Source organism: Gordonia hirsuta DSM 44140 = NBRC 16056 (assembly GCF_000333015.1).
Lineage (GTDB): Bacteria > Actinomycetota > Actinomycetes > Mycobacteriales > Mycobacteriaceae > Gordonia > Gordonia hirsuta.
Genome location: NZ_BANT01000044.1, coordinates 1 through 15,456 on the forward strand (window position 1 = coordinate 1; position 15,456 = coordinate 15,456).

General features: G+C 68.7%; 15 protein-coding genes. 4 read left to right on the forward strand and 11 right to left on the reverse strand.

Annotated features, from left to right (window positions below; all coding sequences use genetic code 11):
- Window positions 1–47: 47 nt before the first annotated feature.
- Both GOHSU_RS13895 and GOHSU_RS13900 read right to left on the reverse strand, forming a co-directional pair.
- Window positions 48–1,772, reverse strand: a complete 1,725-nt coding sequence (locus GOHSU_RS13895; RefSeq protein ID WP_005943075.1) for an ABC transporter ATP-binding protein — start codon at window positions 1,770–1,772, stop codon at window positions 48–50.
- Window positions 1,769–4,336, reverse strand: a complete 2,568-nt coding sequence (locus GOHSU_RS13900) for an ABC transporter ATP-binding protein/permease (RefSeq protein WP_005943077.1) — start codon at window positions 4,334–4,336, stop codon at window positions 1,769–1,771. Before GOHSU_RS13900 ends, GOHSU_RS13895 begins: the two co-directional genes overlap by 4 nt.
- Window positions 4,337–4,423: 87 nt before the next feature.
- Here GOHSU_RS13900 and GOHSU_RS16820 point away from each other — a divergent pair, with 87 nt between their 5' ends.
- The gene (locus tag GOHSU_RS16820) at window positions 4,424–4,840 is read left to right on the forward strand and encodes a hypothetical protein (RefSeq protein ID WP_005943079.1); all 417 of its coding nucleotides are present in this window, start codon (window positions 4,424–4,426) and stop codon (window positions 4,838–4,840) included.
- 92 nt (window positions 4,841–4,932) lie between these two features.
- Window positions 4,933–5,241, forward strand: a complete 309-nt coding sequence (locus GOHSU_RS16825) for a DUF3817 domain-containing protein (protein ID WP_035740334.1) — start codon at window positions 4,933–4,935, stop codon at window positions 5,239–5,241.
- Window positions 5,242–5,263: 22 nt separating this feature from the next.
- Here GOHSU_RS16825 and rdgB read toward each other — a convergent pair whose 3' ends face one another.
- The 3 genes from rdgB to GOHSU_RS13925 form a co-directional block, all read right to left on the reverse strand.
- On the reverse strand, window positions 5,264–5,878 hold the full coding sequence (gene rdgB / locus GOHSU_RS13915; RefSeq protein ID WP_005943083.1) for an RdgB/HAM1 family non-canonical purine NTP pyrophosphatase: 615 nt from the start codon (window positions 5,876–5,878) through the stop codon (window positions 5,264–5,266).
- Between the two features lie 7 nt (window positions 5,879–5,885).
- Window positions 5,886–6,641, reverse strand: a complete 756-nt coding sequence (rph, locus tag GOHSU_RS13920; RefSeq protein WP_005943085.1) for a ribonuclease PH — start codon at window positions 6,639–6,641, stop codon at window positions 5,886–5,888.
- A gap of 69 nt (window positions 6,642–6,710) precedes the next feature.
- Window positions 6,711–7,523: a cyclic nucleotide-degrading phosphodiesterase gene (locus GOHSU_RS13925; protein WP_024332977.1), complete on the reverse strand. Its 813-nt coding sequence runs from the start codon at window positions 7,521–7,523 to the stop codon at window positions 6,711–6,713.
- A gap of 119 nt (window positions 7,524–7,642) precedes the next feature.
- On the opposite strand from GOHSU_RS13925, the gene GOHSU_RS13930 reads away from it, so the two are divergent.
- On the forward strand, window positions 7,643–8,728 hold the full coding sequence (locus GOHSU_RS13930; protein WP_005943089.1) for a GNAT family N-acetyltransferase: 1,086 nt from the start codon (window positions 7,643–7,645) through the stop codon (window positions 8,726–8,728).
- Between the two features lie 25 nt (window positions 8,729–8,753).
- Here the strand turns inward: GOHSU_RS13930 and murD are convergent, their stop codons facing one another.
- From murD to clpS, 6 genes are read right to left on the reverse strand one after another with little or no spacing between them, the layout of a single operon-like run.
- Window positions 8,754–10,106: a UDP-N-acetylmuramoyl-L-alanine--D-glutamate ligase gene (murD, locus tag GOHSU_RS13935; RefSeq protein WP_005943092.1), complete on the reverse strand. Its 1,353-nt coding sequence runs from the start codon at window positions 10,104–10,106 to the stop codon at window positions 8,754–8,756.
- Window positions 10,087–11,460 carry a MurL-like N-terminal domain-containing gene (locus GOHSU_RS13940; RefSeq protein WP_005943094.1) on the reverse strand — a complete coding sequence of 458 codons (1,374 nt, stop codon included), beginning with the start codon at window positions 11,458–11,460 and terminating at the stop codon, window positions 10,087–10,089. Before GOHSU_RS13940 ends, murD begins: the two co-directional genes overlap by 20 nt.
- An 8-nt stretch (window positions 11,461–11,468) precedes the next feature.
- A complete protein-coding gene (locus tag GOHSU_RS13945; protein WP_005943095.1) occupies window positions 11,469–12,107 on the reverse strand; it encodes a rhomboid family intramembrane serine protease in 639 nt (212 codons plus the stop codon).
- Window positions 12,104–13,213: a P1 family peptidase gene (locus GOHSU_RS13950; protein WP_005943097.1), complete on the reverse strand. Its 1,110-nt coding sequence runs from the start codon at window positions 13,211–13,213 to the stop codon at window positions 12,104–12,106. Before GOHSU_RS13950 ends, GOHSU_RS13945 begins: the two co-directional genes overlap by 4 nt.
- Window positions 13,210–13,791 carry an oxidative stress transcriptional regulator AosR gene (gene aosR / locus GOHSU_RS13955; RefSeq protein ID WP_024332978.1) on the reverse strand — a complete coding sequence of 194 codons (582 nt, stop codon included), beginning with the start codon at window positions 13,789–13,791 and terminating at the stop codon, window positions 13,210–13,212. The genes GOHSU_RS13950 and aosR overlap by 4 nt, the downstream gene beginning before the upstream one ends.
- Entirely contained in the window at window positions 13,791–14,093 is a 303-nt protein-coding gene (gene clpS / locus GOHSU_RS13960; protein ID WP_005943100.1) for an ATP-dependent Clp protease adapter ClpS, read from the reverse strand. The genes aosR and clpS overlap by 1 nt, the downstream gene beginning before the upstream one ends.
- Between clpS and GOHSU_RS13965 the strand changes: the two genes are divergently transcribed.
- On the forward strand, window positions 14,092–15,423 hold the full coding sequence (locus GOHSU_RS13965) for a nicotinate phosphoribosyltransferase (protein WP_169317535.1): 1,332 nt from the start codon (window positions 14,092–14,094) through the stop codon (window positions 15,421–15,423). The two genes, clpS and GOHSU_RS13965, sit on opposite strands and share 2 nt — an antisense overlap.
- The last annotated feature ends 33 nt before the right edge of the window (window positions 15,424–15,456 follow it).

Sequence of the window (15,456 nt, forward strand, 5' to 3'; positions counted from 1 at the left end):
ACCACCGTTCTAACTCGGCGCAGCGCTGAGCCCTTGCACCGCCGAGATCAGCGGGTGCCGACCTGCCATCCTTCCGACTCGCGCCAACGGGTCCACAGGTCGGCGAAGACCCCGCCGCGGTCCAGCAAGTCCTGGAGGCTGCCCGAATCGGCGACTCGGCCTTCGTCGAGCACGATGACCTGATCTGCCAACGCCACCAGCGCCGGCCGGTGGGTGACGATCACTGTCGTCCGCTCCCCACGCACCTGCTCCAACGCCGTGACCACGGCACGCTCGGTGATCGCATCCAGCGCCGATGTCGCTTCGTCCACCAGCAGCAGACCTGCTGGTTTGGCCAGCGCCCGTGCCAGGCCGACACGCTGGCGTTCACCGCCGGACAAGGCATTACCCGCTTCTCCCACGCGCGAATCCCAGCTGGCCGGCAGATCGTCCAGCAGCTCGGTCAGCTGGGCGCGGTCGGCCAAAGCGGTCAGCTCCTCGTCGTCGAGCGAACCGATATTGGCGCGCAGGGTTCCCGGCCGCAGCTGGGTGGTCTGGAAGACGACGGAGGTCTCCGCTAGCCGCCGCGACGCGGAGACTGGAGCATTGTCGTACAGAACCGTGCCCGTCTGCGGCTCGCGCAATCCGCTGAGGACATCCAGGAGCGTCGACTTTCCCGAGCCGGAACCGCCGACCACCACCGTGATCTGGCCGGCCGGCAGGCTCACATCGACTCCGGTCAGCGCGCGCGTGCCGTCGGGATAGCTGAATCCGACCTCACGCAGACACACCGTCTGTGGCTGCGGCGAACCGGTCACCGGCTGCGGCTGCGGCTGCGGTCCGGCACTCCCGGCCTCCCCCTCCTCGACCAGTTCGCTGACCTCGCCCAGTACGCGGGCGGCCGAAGCCGATGGCGTCGACAACAGCGACAGCGACCCGATGCTCTCCACGATGCGCAGCAGCACCACGATCATCGCCGCCGCAGTGACTCCCGAGATGTCGTCGTTGAGATACAACACGCCGGTCGTCACGCCGAAAGCCAGCAGCACCAGCTGCAGGACCACCGAGAACAGCGTTTCACCCGGGATCTGCCAGGCCAGCAATTTGAGGCCGCGAGTGCGCGACGCAGCGACCACACGGTCGAGCGTGCCGGTACCCACCCCGGCACCGCGCAGCGTCGGCTGCGCCCAAGCGAATTCGAGGATGCGGTCGTCGAGTTCACGGTTCCCGTCGGCAAAAGCCTCCTCGGACCGCGCGATCGCCCGCCGGCTCGCACCGAGCGCCGCGAACATCGCCAGCCCACCGGCCAGCGCCACCAGGGTCAGCTTCCACGACACCGCCAACAACATCAGCGCCAGCAGCGGAGTCAGCAGCAACGCATGAATCAGCGGTGACCCCAGCAGAACCACCACCGAGATCGATTCGCTGATCGAGCCGCTGAGCAGGTCGCGTAGCTTCGAGGCCCGACGACCATGCAGCTCGGCCGGATCCAACCGGCGGATCGCACCCAGCCCCGCCCGCTCCATCGTGTCGATCACCGCGAAACCCAGCCGCAGGCCTGCACGGGTGGCCACAATGTCTGCCGCCCACGCCAGCACGAGTTCGGCCACCAGCAGCCCCGCCCAGGGCCACGCCTGTGCCGGCCGGTCACCGAGCAGCGCATGCAGGACGGGTATCAGTGTCATCACCGAGGCGGCCTGCAACACGGTGGACGTCACCGTCAGGGCCAGGAACACGGTGCGGTCACGCCGGCTTGCCGGACCGGTGACGGCAACGAGATCGGAGTAGATCATGCCAAGGCCTCCATGGCGCGGTCGTGCAGTCGGGCGTAAAGGCCGTCGGCGGCCAGCAGCTGGGCGCGGGTCCCACGTTCAGCGATCCGGCCGTCCTTCATGACCACGATCAGGTCGGCATGGGCGACGGTGTGCAGGCGATGGGCGACGACGAGCACTGTGCGGCCTTCCAGCAGCCGCGAGAGCCCTTGGCGCACTTCCCATTCCGAGTCCGGATCGGCGGCGGCCGTCGCCTCGTCGAGGATCACCACGCGCGGGTCGCCCAGGATCGCCCGGGCGATCGCGATCCGCTGCCGCTGGCCGCCGGAGAGGCTGTCGCGATCGACGACGGTGTCGTAACCGTCCGGCATGGCCTCGATCACCTCCGCGATGTAGGCGGTCCGGGCCGCGTCTTCGATCTGTTCGCGGGTCGCCTCGGGCATCCCGAGCGCGATGTTCTCGGCGACGGTGCCGTGTACCAGCTGGACATCCTGCAGAACCACCGCCAGCTGGCGGCGCAGCACCATTTCGTCGTACGCGCGCAGATCGACGCCGTCGAGGCTCACCGCCCCCGCATCGGGGTCCCAGAGTCGTGCCGCCAGCGCCGCGACCGTCGACTTCCCCGCACCGGACGGGCCGACGATCGCGGTGGTGCCGCCGGGCGGCAGCTGCAGCGAAAAACCGTCGAGGACCGGGCGGCCGGAGCCGTAGCCGAAGGTGACGTCGTCGAACCGCAACGCGGCCGGGCCGGCACCTGCCTCCGGTGCAGCGGGCCCCTGGCCGGCAGCGACGCGGACAGGTTCCGGAGTGGTCAGCAGCAGCTCCAGGGATCCCTTCGCTTCCAGGCCGCCCCGCAGCCCGTTCGCGGCATACGACGCCGCCAGCAGCCGGTCACCGAACGAGGTGCCCAGGATCAGGAACGGCAGGATCGCCGCAGCCGGCATCAGACCCCCGGTGATGAGCGCGGTACCCACCACGCTGATCAGCACCATGGAGGTCATCGGCCGGTTCAACTGAATCATCACCGCCTTGCGGTCGATGGTCTCGTGCTGCCAATCCTTGAGGAAATCGGTCATCGACCGGACCTCACCGGGCAGGTCGACCGTCGCCGCACCCCCGAAGATCCGGCTCTCGGGCTGGGCCCCGATGAAGCGTTCGGTATCACCGGGCAGCGTCGCATCCCACTGCAGCATCCTGGTCATCCGCGGCCGGTCGCCGGTGGCCATCTTTAGAACCATCACCACATAGACCACCACCGGTACCAGCAGCGCCAGCGCCAGAATCCAGTTCACCGAGAACAGGTAGCCGAGGATGGCCAACGGTGTCACCACCGCGGTGATCAGATCACTCACCGCATGGGTCACCAGATAGTGCAGCGCACCGATATCGTCCTGGGCGAGCTTGCGTACCTCTTCCCGGCGGCGGCCGGCGAACCAGCCCAGCGGCAGCCGCGTGAACTTCTCCAGGACCCGGCGACGCAGGGCCGCGGCGAAGAACTGGTCGTAGAAGTGCAGGACGGTGATCAGCAGTGCGCTGAGTGCGGTGCCGACCAACAGCACGATCACGCCGGTCAGCCCGACGTCGATCAACGCCTGACGCCCGTCACCGGCGACCAGCCGGCGGGCCAGTTCCGCGAACAGGATCAGCGGCACCACTGCGAGTGCGGCCAGCACCAGGGAGACAAGGCCCGACAGGATGAACGCCGGGAGCGCCGGCCGCAGGACCGCGGCCGGGGCCACCGATGCAGGCTCCGGAACCGGTGCCGGATTCTCTGGGCCGGCGGCGTCGGGACGCGGCTGCTCAGCGGCGGCCGCCTGCGCCAGCTCGTCGGCTTCGGCCTGCTTGCCCATCGCCCGGCCGGCGATCCAGTAGGCCTGGGCCGCCATGGTGCCCTTGTTGTGCCCGTGCTCGCCGCTCAGTTTGGAACGGACCAAGCGAGTCGCGGTGCTCTCGGCAGCCACCCAGGACTTGAATCCGCGGTAGTCCCGCTCCCCGAGTGCATCGACCAGGGCACGCCCGTCGGCACGCCGCGGTACCCAGGTCACCTGCAGGTCCAGGTCATCGCGCTGCGGCAGATCCAGCTGCGGATCGTCGTCGTTCGTGTATTCGATGAACACCCGCACCGGTGCGCCGCCGGGCAGCTCGCCCAGGATCGACCGGATACCGGGCCAGGCCGCCACATCACCGACCAGCAGATACCCCGCCGGCGGCAGTCCGCTCAGCTCCCAGCCGTCGCCGCCCATACGCTGAGCCACCAGCTCGTCGCCGGGCTGCGCCCGAGCCGCCCAGGCCGAGGCCGGTCCGACGGGTTCGTGGATCAGGAAGCAGAGGGAGAACTCGCCGGTCGCCGGATTCGGGTTCATCAGCGTGTAGCCGCGCTGGAACATCTTGCTCCCGCCCTCGACGTCCGGGAACCACGCGCGGATCCAGGCCGAGGGTTTCTCTCCGTCCGGATAGAGCAGCGTCATACTCACAAAATCGACGCGGATCACCGCCGACGAGATCTGTTCGGTGCGCACCACCGTCGCCAGATGCTCCTTGGCGCCGAGCGCGCGCAGCACCGCGCCCTGGAATCCTTTACCCATTCCAACTCCCGCTTGTAGAAGGTTAGGCTCAGCTTAGCTAGTCGGCGGGGTGCGGGTCACACCGGCACAACGGGTACCGTCGAGCATGTGGAAGACACTGCCCAACCCACTCGAACGCGTCACCGGCCGGCGCTGATCGTGCTCGTCGTCATCGCCTCCGCCGCCTGCCTGGCCCTGGGCTGGTGGCAGTGGGATCGCTTCGAGTCTGCTTCCGGGACCGCACAGAACCTGGGCTATGCGCTGCAATGGCCGGTCTTCGCAGTCGCCATCTTCTGGGCCTATCGCCGGTTCGTGGTGATGGAGGCCGATCCGGAGGCGGTCGAAGCCCAACGCAAACGCAGTGGTCCGAGCGAAATCGCGGCCGGTATTCTGCCCGAGCGACCGACCGCCACCGACTTTGGTATCGCAGCCTTGAACGACGACGCCGACGAGCCCGGTCTGACCGAATACAACCGCTATCTGGCCGAACTCGACCGGCCCCACCGACCCAAGGATGCTCCGTGACCGACCAGCCCAGCCCCGCCCAGTCCAGCCCCGCCCAGCAGGGCAGCGACCAGCCGAGCACCGCTCCGGCAGGCGCTGCGGTCACCGTCGGCATCGACAAGATCAAGGGCGCCCTGCTGCGCTACCGGATCATGGCGTGGATCACCGGCGTGTGGCTGCTGTTGCTGGTGGCCAACATGATCGCCGAATACGGTTTCGGTCGTGACGGCTACCCGCTGATCGCCATCGCGCACGGCTGGATCTACGTGCTCTACCTGATCACCGCCGTCGATCTGGGGATGAAGGTCCGCTGGTCGGCGGGTAAGACGGTGATCACCTGCTTGGCCGGCACCATCCCGTTCCTGAGCTTCTGGTTCGAGCACATCCGCGCTCAGGAAGTGAAGAGCACTTTCGGGATCTGACTCCCCGGGGTCAGCGGACGTCTCAGTGTTCGGCGAGGGCACGCAGCGCCGGCACCAGCTGGGCCAGTGCCTTTCCCCGGTGGCTGAGCGAATCCTTTTCCGCCGCAGTCAATTCCGCCGAGGTCCGGCCCCCCGCGATCTCGTCGGCAGGAACGAACAGCGGATCGTAGCCGAACCCGTTGGCGCCGCGGCGGGCGGTGACGAGCGTTCCGCGCCACTCCCCGCGGGCGAGGACTTCCTCGCCTCCCGGATCGACCAGCGCGCACACCGAGACGAAGGCGGCCCCGCGGCGTTCGGCAGGCACATCAGCCAGCTGGGCCAGCAGCAGATCGTTGTTGGCCTCATCGCCGCGGCCACCACTCCAGCGTGCCGAGAGCACCCCGGGCATACCGTTGAGCGCCTCGACGGTCAGCCCGGAATCGTCGGCCAGCGCCGGTAGTCCGGTGGCCGCCACCGCCGCCCGGGCTTTGAACAGCGCATTCTCTTCGAAACTGGCGCCGTCCTCCACCGGTTCGGGATACGGGTCGACGTCGCCGAGTCCGATCACCTGAAGTCCGGTGATCCCGGCGCCCTCGACGACGCGGCGCAGTTCGGCGAGCTTCTTGGTATTGTTGCTGGCCAGCAGCAGCCGTGTCACGATCGTTCTACTCCGCAGACGGGAGCACGCCCGGGTAGGGCGCGGCGAGGGCGTCGCGCTGAGCCTGCACCAGTTGGTCGACGCCGCTCATGGCGACGTCGAGCAGCTTGTCCAGGGTGGCCCGCGGGAAGGTGGCGCCCTCTCCGGTGCCCTGCACCTCCACAAAGGTGCCGAAATCGGTGGCGACGACGTTCATATCGACCTCGGCGCGCACATCCTCCTCGTACGGCAGGTCCAGCCGGACACGGCCGTCCACCACGCCGACGCTGACCGCGGCGATCAGGCAGCTCAGCGGCTGCGGGTCGGAGAGCCTGCCGGCGGCCTTGAGCCAGGTCACCGCATCGGCCAGTGCCACATAGGCTCCGGTGATGGCGGCGGTGCGGGTACCGCCGTCGGCCTGCAGCACATCACAGTCGATCGCGATGGTGTTCTCCCCCAGCGCCGACAGGTCGATGCACGCGCGCAGCGAGCGGCCGATCAGGCGGCTGATCTCGTGGGTGCGGCCGCCGACCTTGCCCCGCACCGATTCCCGGCTCGACCGCTCGTGCGTCGCCCCGGGCAGCATCGCGTATTCGGCGGTCAGCCAGCCCTCGCCGGAGCCCTTCTTCCAGCGCGGAACTCCTTCGGTGACCGAAGCGGTGCACAGCACGCGCGTGTTCCCGAAGCCGACCAGGACCGAACCGGCTGGATTGGAGGTGAAACCTCGCGTGAAGGAGATGGGGCGGAGTTCATCGTCGGCGCGGCCGTCTGCTCGTGTGGTCACACCCTGAACTCTAGCCGCTCGCCGCGCCCGGGCATCCCGGGCCGGGGCGCCGAGTCCGGAACCGGAAAGTCAGTGGCGGACGTCGATACCGTGGGCGGGTGTCTCGGTGCTGAACGGCGGCCGGATCTCGATCACCTGACCCTGGTGGACCAGCTGTAGCGGCCCCTTGTAGACCGCGCGGGCCTCGTCGAGGATCTCGTCCGGATCGGTCCACGGCACGATGTGGGTCAGGGCCAGCGAACGGACCCGAGCCTCCATCGCGATCTGCCCGGCTTCCACCCCCGACAGGTGCATCCCGACCGGCCGCACCCCGGGCGCATGCGTCCACGAGGCCTCGCACAGAAACAGATCGGCCCGGCGCGCCAGTTCGACCACCACGTCCCCGACACCGGTGTCCCCGCTGTAGACGAAGACCTCGCCGTCGGGGCCGGTGATCCGCAGCCCGAACGTCGCCGGCGGATGCACCACCTTGAACGGTTCGACGATCAGCCCGTTCACCGTCACCACACTCCGGTCGCTCCACTCGTAGACCTCGTAGGTATCGGTGATGTCGTCGATCTCACCGGGATACTCCGACGCGGCGGCGCCGATGCGCAGGGCGGTGCCCGCCGGCCCGTACAGCGGTGAACGTTCGGTCGCCGGTTCCGGGGCCCAGCGGCGCCACACCAGCATGGCGGGCAGATCCAAGCAGTGGTCGGCGTGCAGATGCGAGAGCAGAACCGCGACCTTATTGGGATCGGCGTGCAGCAGCAGTTCGCCGAAGACCCCGTGCCCGCAGTCCAGCAGGACCGGATCGTGACCGTCGGCCTGCAGGAGATAGCCCGAACACGGCGCACCGGGTCCGTTCACACTTCCCGAGCACCCGAGGACCGTCAAACGCATAGCTGTCACTCTGCCACGGCCCCGGTCGCGACCGGCCGAGAACACCCGGCATTGACCGGTCCGTTATCTGGGCGAACGGGGAACAGGCGCGGGTCCGGCGTTGGGCTAGGCTGGCCCGCGTGATTCGCCGCCAACGCCGCAGACAAGTGCTGGTCACCGGAGCCTCGGTGATGCTCTTCTTCTTCTTCATCATCGTCGTTCACATCTTCTGGCCCGGCGCCTTGGCCGTCGCCCTGGCCATCGGCGGCGGTATCGGTGGTCTGCTGGTCCTGTACGAGGTGCGTCTGACCAAACGCATCGCCCAGGCCGAGTTCATCCGGGACCTGCAGACCAGCTTCACCAGCGACGCCGAGATCGGCATCCTGTGGCGCAAGATCCTCCTCGAAGAGGAGATCACTGCCGCCGACCGGTACCACATGAGCAACTACCTCACCTTCTTCGAGACGCTGCACATCCTGCACGTACGCGATGCATTGGACTTCGCGCTCACCGACGATCTGTTCCGCAACCGCTTCTTCCGCGCGATCGGGCATCCGGTGATCCTGCGAGAGACCATCCTGAAAAGCCCCGAATCCTTCCGGAACATCCGGGCGCTGATCGGCGAGTGGATGGAGTATTGCTTCGCCAACGATGTGCCGACCCATCGCGGATACGCCGACTACGAGACCCTGCGCACCTCCCATGCCGGCTTCACCCGGGTGCAGCTGGGCCCGGACGATCTGGACGAGGTGCTGGAACTGCAGCAGGTGACCCTGACATCGCTGGGCGAGAGGGCTGTCCTGCGGAAGAACGACTCCGCGATGTTCGCCGAATGTCTGGCCGATCCTGCGCACCAGGTCCTCGGCTGGCGCAGCGACACCGACGGCACCCTGGTCTCGCTGGCGATCCTCTACGACGCCGGACTCGGTCCCGAGAGCATCCGCCGCTATGAGACCGACGACGCCGATGCACTCGTCGAGTCGATCAACCTCAAACTGGTGATGACCCGGCCCGGTCACAAACGCGCGGGGTTGAGTCGCAGCCTGATCCTCGGACTCGAGCAGACGGCGATGGACCGCGGAAAGTACGAGATCCGCGCGACGATCCATCCGGACAACACCGCCAGCCTGAAGCTGTTCGGCGACCTCGGCTACCGCCAGGTGGGCAAGGAGAAGACCGCCTACGGACCGCGAGTAGTCGTTCGCCGGACTCTCGCGACCTTCTAGCTCCCCGACCGGAGTCCGGGAGGACTCACAGCTGCAGCACAGCGCGCCGGAACTGCGCCGACTTCTCCTCGAAGTTGGCGTAGAAGTCGTAGCTCGGCGCCCCCGGGGAAAGCAGCACCGCGCCGACCTGCAGTCCGGCAGCCAGCCGGACCGCCTCGATCAGATCCCCGGCCCGGTGGACCCGGTCCGGGGCAGCCGCAGCGAAGGCTTCGCCGATCTTCGTCCCGTTCGACGGGATCTGGATCAGCTGGACGTCGCGCTGCCCGGACAGCAGGAACTCGTCGAGTTCGGCGTAGGAGATTCCACGGTCGAGTCCGCCCACGATCACCGCGACCGAGCGGTCCGCGGGCATCGCCGACAGCGCCACGACCACGCTTTCGGCGGTGGTGGCCAGCGAATCGTCGATCCACAGCGTCTGCCCGGTCCGCCCGACCGGCTCCAGCCGGTGCGGCAGTGCGCTGAACGTGTCGATCGCATCGATGATCTCCGCGGTGTCGAGAGTCCGCTGCAGGAGCGCCTCGATCGCCAGCACCGCCAGCTGCCCGTTCTCCTGGTTGTGCGGATAGATCATCGGTGAGAGTGGATTCATCCGATCCACCGACGGCCAGCGATCGACGATCGCCTCCTGCGTGATCACCGTCTCCGGGAACGGCACCGTCGGCTGCGTGACCCCGCGCAGCTGGGCCAGAGCGCGACTCTGGCAGATCAGCACCTGCGTCCCGCCGGCGAAGATCTGCGCTTTGGCGCGCACATAGCCGTCGACTCCCCCGTGCCAGTCCAGGTGGTCTTCGCCCAGATTGGTCACCACGGCGATCCGCGGCGACGCCCCGATCGCCGCGCACTGCTGGCTCGACATCTCGGCGATCACCGTCTGGCCCGGATCGTCGGGCACCTCCAGCAACGGCAGTCCGATGTTCCCGGCCACCAGGGCGTTCTCGCCGAGCCGCTGCAGGGTGTGCGCCAGGAACGAGGCCGTGGTGCTCTTGCCCTTGGTGCCGGTGACACCGATCGTCCGGTCGGCAGCGGAGGTGAGGAACAGGTCGGTGGCCGACGACAACGGAACCCCGGCCTCCCGCAGAGCCACCAGCTGCGGATGGAACCACGGCACCCCCGGACTCAGGAAGACCACATCGCACTCGGCGAAGCGGGTCAGGTGCGCATCGCCGCACAGCAGCGTCACCTTCGGACCGAAGTCCTCACCGGGGTCGGCCGTGGCCGCATCGACGACGACGACCTGGGCGGCGCCGGCGGCGACCGCGGTGCGGGTGACCGCCCGGCCTTCCCGGCCCAGCCCCCAGACCCCTACCCGCGCACCGGCCAGATCACCGTGCGCGCGGCGTTCCCCGGACGCCGCGGCCTCACGGGGCGAGGAGGGCATCGAAGACTCTGGCGTAGTGGGCAGGCACATTCTTCGACGGCACGATCGGGGCTTTGCCCGCAGCCCGCTCGGTCAGTTCGTCGCGGTTCTGCGTCATCTCCACGACGATCGCATCATCGGCCCATTCGGGCCGGTCCATCAGCGAGACCAGGGATTCGGCGACCTCGGCGTAGTCACCGACGCACTCGAAGGGCTTGTGTTTGGTCATACCGGCCAGTTCGCGGTAGAGCTCCAGGTGTTCGGTCTCGTCGAGCAGATCACCGTCGAAGATCTCGCAGATGCGCTCCTTGCCGATCCGCGGGGCCAGGATCACGTACACGAACAGGCACTTGGGGCACTCGCCGCACCAGCGGGAGCGTCGTCGTTCCGGATCCAGAGCGAACGAGCGGTTGCAGCTGACGAAGACGTCGAAGTACTGGGTGCACGAGGCGAACCGGTCGGCGATCGCGGTCTCCGGCAGGGCACGCAGCAGCGAGAAGTACCGGTCGGGGTTCAGTCCGTAGTCGGCCAGCGTCTGTCGCAGCAGGTTCTCGTAGACGATGCTCTTGGACCACTGATGGTTGACGTCGAAGCCGTGCCAGACGAGGTTCTCGATATCGGCGGACTGCTCGTTGCTCATCACCACCGAACCCAGGCTCAGCAGGTCGGCGGTGAGCAGGGCGATCGCACTGTTGATCGCGGTGACCGGGATGTGTCCGTTGTAGGCGCCAGCCTTGTTCAGCTCGCCCATCTTCGGGTCCAGGCGGCGACGCACACGTACCCCGGTCAGCCCGCTGACCTCGATGGTGTCGTCGATCGGCTGGTACTGGTTCACGCTGAACAGGACCGGCTGCTGCCCGTCGGCCTTGAGCGTCTCGATGGTGACGATCGAGTCTTTGCCGCCGCCGACCGGAACCAGCGCCGGGGCGTCGACCCGCCAGGTGTCCGGCGTCTGGGCGCCCGGCACCTGCTCCAGAGCGCCGTCCGCGGTGATCTCCGGTTCCAGTGCGGCCGGCAGATCGTTCTCGTAGGCGAACTCGCCCAGACCGCCGCGGATCACCTGGGCCAGGTAGTCGCGCTCGAAGTCGGTGACCGCGAATCCCAGATGCAGACGCGACGGTGCGGCCAGCTTGTAGTAGCTCACGCAGGCGGTGATCGTCAGCAGACGCAGCAGCCGCTCGTCGGGCCGGTCCTCCGGGCCGTCGAAAGTGGCTCCGAGCTCGCGGAAGTCGAAGGTCTCGGTGAACTCCAGCGATTGCGCCGGATCGGGCCCGGTCAGCGCGTAGTGACTCCGCACCTGCCCGTCGGTGAAGTCGTAACCGCTGATCACCAGCGTGTCGAAGTAGGCAGGAACGAATTCCGCAGGCACCGGCATGGCGTCGATTATAGCCGCTGCGGGGACGGCGAGACCGCCCGGCCGCGGGCCGCCCGGGAGTCGCGTCCGGCCAGCATCCAGGCCGCCAGGACGCCGCCCGCGGCCCCGAACAGGTGGCCCTGCCAGCTGACCGGTCCCTGCTGCGGCAGCACACCCCACAGGACGCTGCCGTAGACCACCAGCAGCACCAGTCCCAGCAGGACCTGTCCGAACATCCGGTTGAAGAGTCCGCGGACCAGCAGATAGCTCAGCCAGCCGAAGACGATGCCCGAGGCGCCCACGGTCACCGCATTGGCCGGCCCGATCAGCCAGACACCGAGCCCGGAGACCACCCAGACCACCGCGGTCACCACCAGGAAACGTCGGGCCATCAGCAGCAGAAAGCCCAGCACGGCACCGGGGATCACGTTGGCGATCAGGTGCGCGAAGTCCGCATGCAGGAACGGCGCCCACAGGATGCCGGTCAGGCCGTCGGCCGACCGAGAGACGATGCCGTGCTGATCGAGCCGGTATCCGCCGGCCGCGTCGACGGCCTCGATCAGGAACAGTCCGGCGGTGATCGTGACCATGACGATCAGACAGCGCTGCCAGTACGGCCGCGGCGCCGGAGCGCCCGGCGTCACCGGGCCGGTCACCGCTCCGGTCATCGGCGGTCTCGCCGGCTCAGCGCCGAATCGAGCACGTCCCGGTAGGCGGGAACCGATCCGACCGCGGTCGCGGCCAGGACTGCACCGACCACGGCGCGCTGGGTCACCACGGCGGCGGCCTCGCACAGCTGCGCCACCAGCGGAGCCTGCGGATCCATCCCCGGCGGCATGGGGAGCTGCCGGTCGGCGGCGGCCTCGGTCTGCCCCGTGGCCACCGCGAACAGGGTGTCCCCGTCCATCGGGGAATGCGCGGGCCGGATCGCGCGGGCCAGCCCGTCGTGGCCCGACATCGCCAGCCGGCGGGTCGCGGCCGTACTCAGCTGCGCGTCGGTGGCCACCACCCCGATCGTCGTATTGAGCATCGTGGCCTTGGCCTGCAGTGCGGCATGCGCCTGGATCTGCGCCGGATCGGGCGCAGACAGCCCGTGATGGGCCAGATCGTCACCGCCCCAGGGAAGTCCGGTGACCGGATCGATCACCGCACCGACCGGATTGGCCACCACCAGGACCCCCACGGTCAGCCCCTGTGCCGGTCCCTCGCCGAGGCGAATCGAGGCGGTGCCGACCCCGCCCTTGAGCGCACCGGCACGCGCACCGGTGCCGGCACCGACGGTGCCCACGGCGAAGTCGGGTCCGGCCGCGGCCAGTGCTGCCGCGCCGAAGCCGGCATCCGGGCGGCGGTCCCAGCCGCCGACCGGCAGGTCGAAGATCACTGCGGCGGGCACGATCGGCACCACGTGGCCGAGCAGATCCATCGGCAGTCCGCGTCCGGCCGACTCCAGCGCCGCCATCACCCCGTCGGCGGCGGCCAGACCATAGGCGCTGCCGCCGGACAACACGAGCGCATGGGCGCCCTGAACGGTGTTCTCCGGGGCCAGCAGATCCGTCTCCCGGGTCCCGGGACCGCCGCCGCGCACATCGACCGCAGTGGTCGATCCATCGGGCACCACCACCACCGTGGTGCCGGTGGCCCAGCCGGAACCGGCCTCGGTGAGCGTGCCGACCGCCACCTGCGCGTCGAGTCGCTGGTGATGCCCCACGGCCAGGCCGGAAACCTCGGTGATCCGGTCCCCCGGCGAAGCCGGCTCTCCCGGGTCGCGGCTCACCGGACTCCCATCAGCGCTTCGACCAGCAACTCCTGAACCACGGTGAGCCATTGGTAGACGTCGTGGTGGCCGGCATGGGGGTGGTCGTCGCCGGGCACGTGATAGTCGTCGGTGATGCCCAGCATCGCGCCCAGGGCCAGGCGCACATCGTTGAGCGCCGTGAGCCAGCAGTCGGCCTGCTCCGGGGTCAGCGCCACATCGCCGCCGTCGACCGGCAGCGTGTCCAGGACGGTCCCGGCCGCAGCGAGTTTGTCGTCGATGATCTGCGGCTCGTTCAGACTGCGCAGGGCCCCGTTGAGATCGGCGGCCAACGGCTCGGCCGCCAGCAGCTCGTCCTGGTCGGGCCGGTGGAAGTCCGGGAGCAGCCGGCCCAGCGTCGCATCCCGGGGGGTCGTGGTGTGCCCGGTGCGGATCCCGGTCAGCTCGGCCAGCGCATCCTGGGGCGCCGATCCGCGCCGTTCGGCCAGCATCTCGGTGGTCGAATGGACCATCGAGGCCAGTAGCTGGCACTCGTAGCTCTCCAGGTTCGAGCAGATGCGCAGGTCGTCACCGGTGCCGTGCCGGGTCCAGGTACGCATCACTTATCGTGCTGCATGGTCGCCCAGAGACCGGCCGCATGCAGCTTGCGGACATCGGCTTCGACCTTGGACCGGTCACCGGAAGACACCACGGCCTTGCCCTCGGTGTGCACCTGCATCATCAACTCGTGGGCCTTCGGTTCGGGATAGCCGAAGACCTTCTGAAAGACGTAGGAAACGTAGTTCATCAGATTCACCGGGTCGTCCCAGACGATCGTCACCCAGGGTCTGTCGATGATCGTCTCCGGTTCGGCCACCGCAGTACCGGTGCTACCGCCGGGTGCCGCTTCTTCGCGCCCCATGAGTTATAGGGTAGCGAATGTGACGAGTACCGCGCTGCTGACCGATCAGTATGAGCTGACGATGATCTCCGCCGCGCTGGCCGCCGGGACCGCCGATCGGCAGTGCGTATTCGAGGTCTTCGCCCGCCGGCTGCCCGACGGACGCCGCTACGGGGTGGTGGCCGGCACCGGCCGGCTGCTCGACGAACTGGCCGATTTCCGGTTCGGTGCGGCCGAGCTCGAGGCGGTCCGCGACCTGGTCGACGAGCCGACCGCCCAGTGGCTGGCCGATTACCGATTCCGCGGAGACATCGACGGCTACTCCGAGGGTGAACTGTTCTTCCCCAACTCGCCGATCCTGTCGGTGCGCGGCGGCTTCGCCGAGGCCGTGGTGCTGGAAACGCTGATCCTGTCGGTCCTCAACCACGACAGCGCCGTGGCCTCGGCCGCCGCCCGCATGGTGTCGGCGGCCGCCGGCCGGCCGGTGATCGAAATGGGCTCGCGCCGCACCCACGAACAAGCCGCCGTCGCCGCCGCCCGTGCGGCCTACCTGTGCGGCGTCGGCGCCACCAGCAATCTGGAGGCCGCCCGCACCTACGGGGTACCCAGCGCCGGCACCGCCGCCCACTCGTGGACGCTCTCCTTCACCGGCGACGACGGCCCCGACGAGCGCGCGGCGTTCGCAGCGCAGATCGCCCGGCACGGCGTCGGCACCACGCTGCTGGTGGACACCTACGACATCACCGCCGGGGTGCGCAATGCCATCGAGGTGGCAGGCCCGGAACTGTATGCGGTGCGCATCGACTCCGGCGATCTGGGGGTCCTGGCCCGGCAGGTCCGGCAGCAGCTCGACGATCTGGGCGCCACGGGCACCAAGATCGTGGTCAGTGGTGATCTGGACGAATACGCGATCGCCTCGCTGCGCGCCGAACCGGTCGACATCTACGGGGTAGGCACCGCGCTGGTCACCGGCAGCGGTGCGCCCACCGCCGGAATGGTCTACAAACTCGTCGAGGTCGACGGCCTGCCGGTGGCCAAGCGCTCGAGTCAGAAGGAGAGCCTGGGCGGGGCCAAACGTGCGGTCCGTGCGGCCCGGGACACCGGTACCGTGCTCGAGGAGATCCTCTACCGCGACGGTGAACCGGCGCCACAGCCGCGCGCAGGAGAGAACCTGCGGCCCCTGCAGATCCCGCTGATCCGCGACGGAAAGCGGGTCGACGACGTGCCGACGCTGGCGCAGTCGCGCGAACTCCTGGCCCGCGGTCTGGTCAGCCTGCCCTGGGAGGGGCTCGGTTTGAGCCATGGCGATCCGGCGATCGGGACGCGCTACCTGAGTCGGCCCGGCGCTTAACGAACAATTCCGGTCACATCAGGCATCATGGAG

Bases quoted from the DNA above. Each gene is read 5' to 3' on its own strand.
- GOHSU_RS13895 (WP_005943075.1), bottom strand. From the start codon at position 1,772: ATGATCTACTCCGATCTCGTTGCCGTCACCGGTCCGGCAAGCCGGCGT.
- GOHSU_RS13900 (WP_005943077.1), bottom strand. From the start codon at position 4,336: ATGGGTAAAGGATTCCAGGGCGCGGTGCTGCGCGCGCTCGGCGCCAAG.
- GOHSU_RS13925 (WP_024332977.1), bottom strand. From the start codon at position 7,523: ATGCGTTTGACGGTCCTCGGGTGCTCGGGAAGTGTGAACGGACCCGGT.
- murD (WP_005943092.1), bottom strand. From the start codon at position 10,106: ATGCCCTCCTCGCCCCGTGAGGCCGCGGCGTCCGGGGAACGCCGCGCG.
- GOHSU_RS13940 (WP_005943094.1), bottom strand. From the start codon at position 11,460: ATGCCGGTGCCTGCGGAATTCGTTCCTGCCTACTTCGACACGCTGGTG.
- GOHSU_RS13945 (WP_005943095.1), bottom strand. From the start codon at position 12,107: ATGACCGGAGCGGTGACCGGCCCGGTGACGCCGGGCGCTCCGGCGCCG.
- aosR (WP_024332978.1), bottom strand. From the start codon at position 13,791: ATGCGTACCTGGACCCGGCACGGCACCGGTGACGACCTGCGCATCTGC.
- GOHSU_RS13965 (WP_169317535.1), top strand. From the start codon at position 14,092: ATGAGTTATAGGGTAGCGAATGTGACGAGTACCGCGCTGCTGACCGAT.
- clpS (WP_005943100.1), bottom strand. From the start codon at position 14,093: ATGGGGCGCGAAGAAGCGGCACCCGGCGGTAGCACCGGTACTGCGGTG.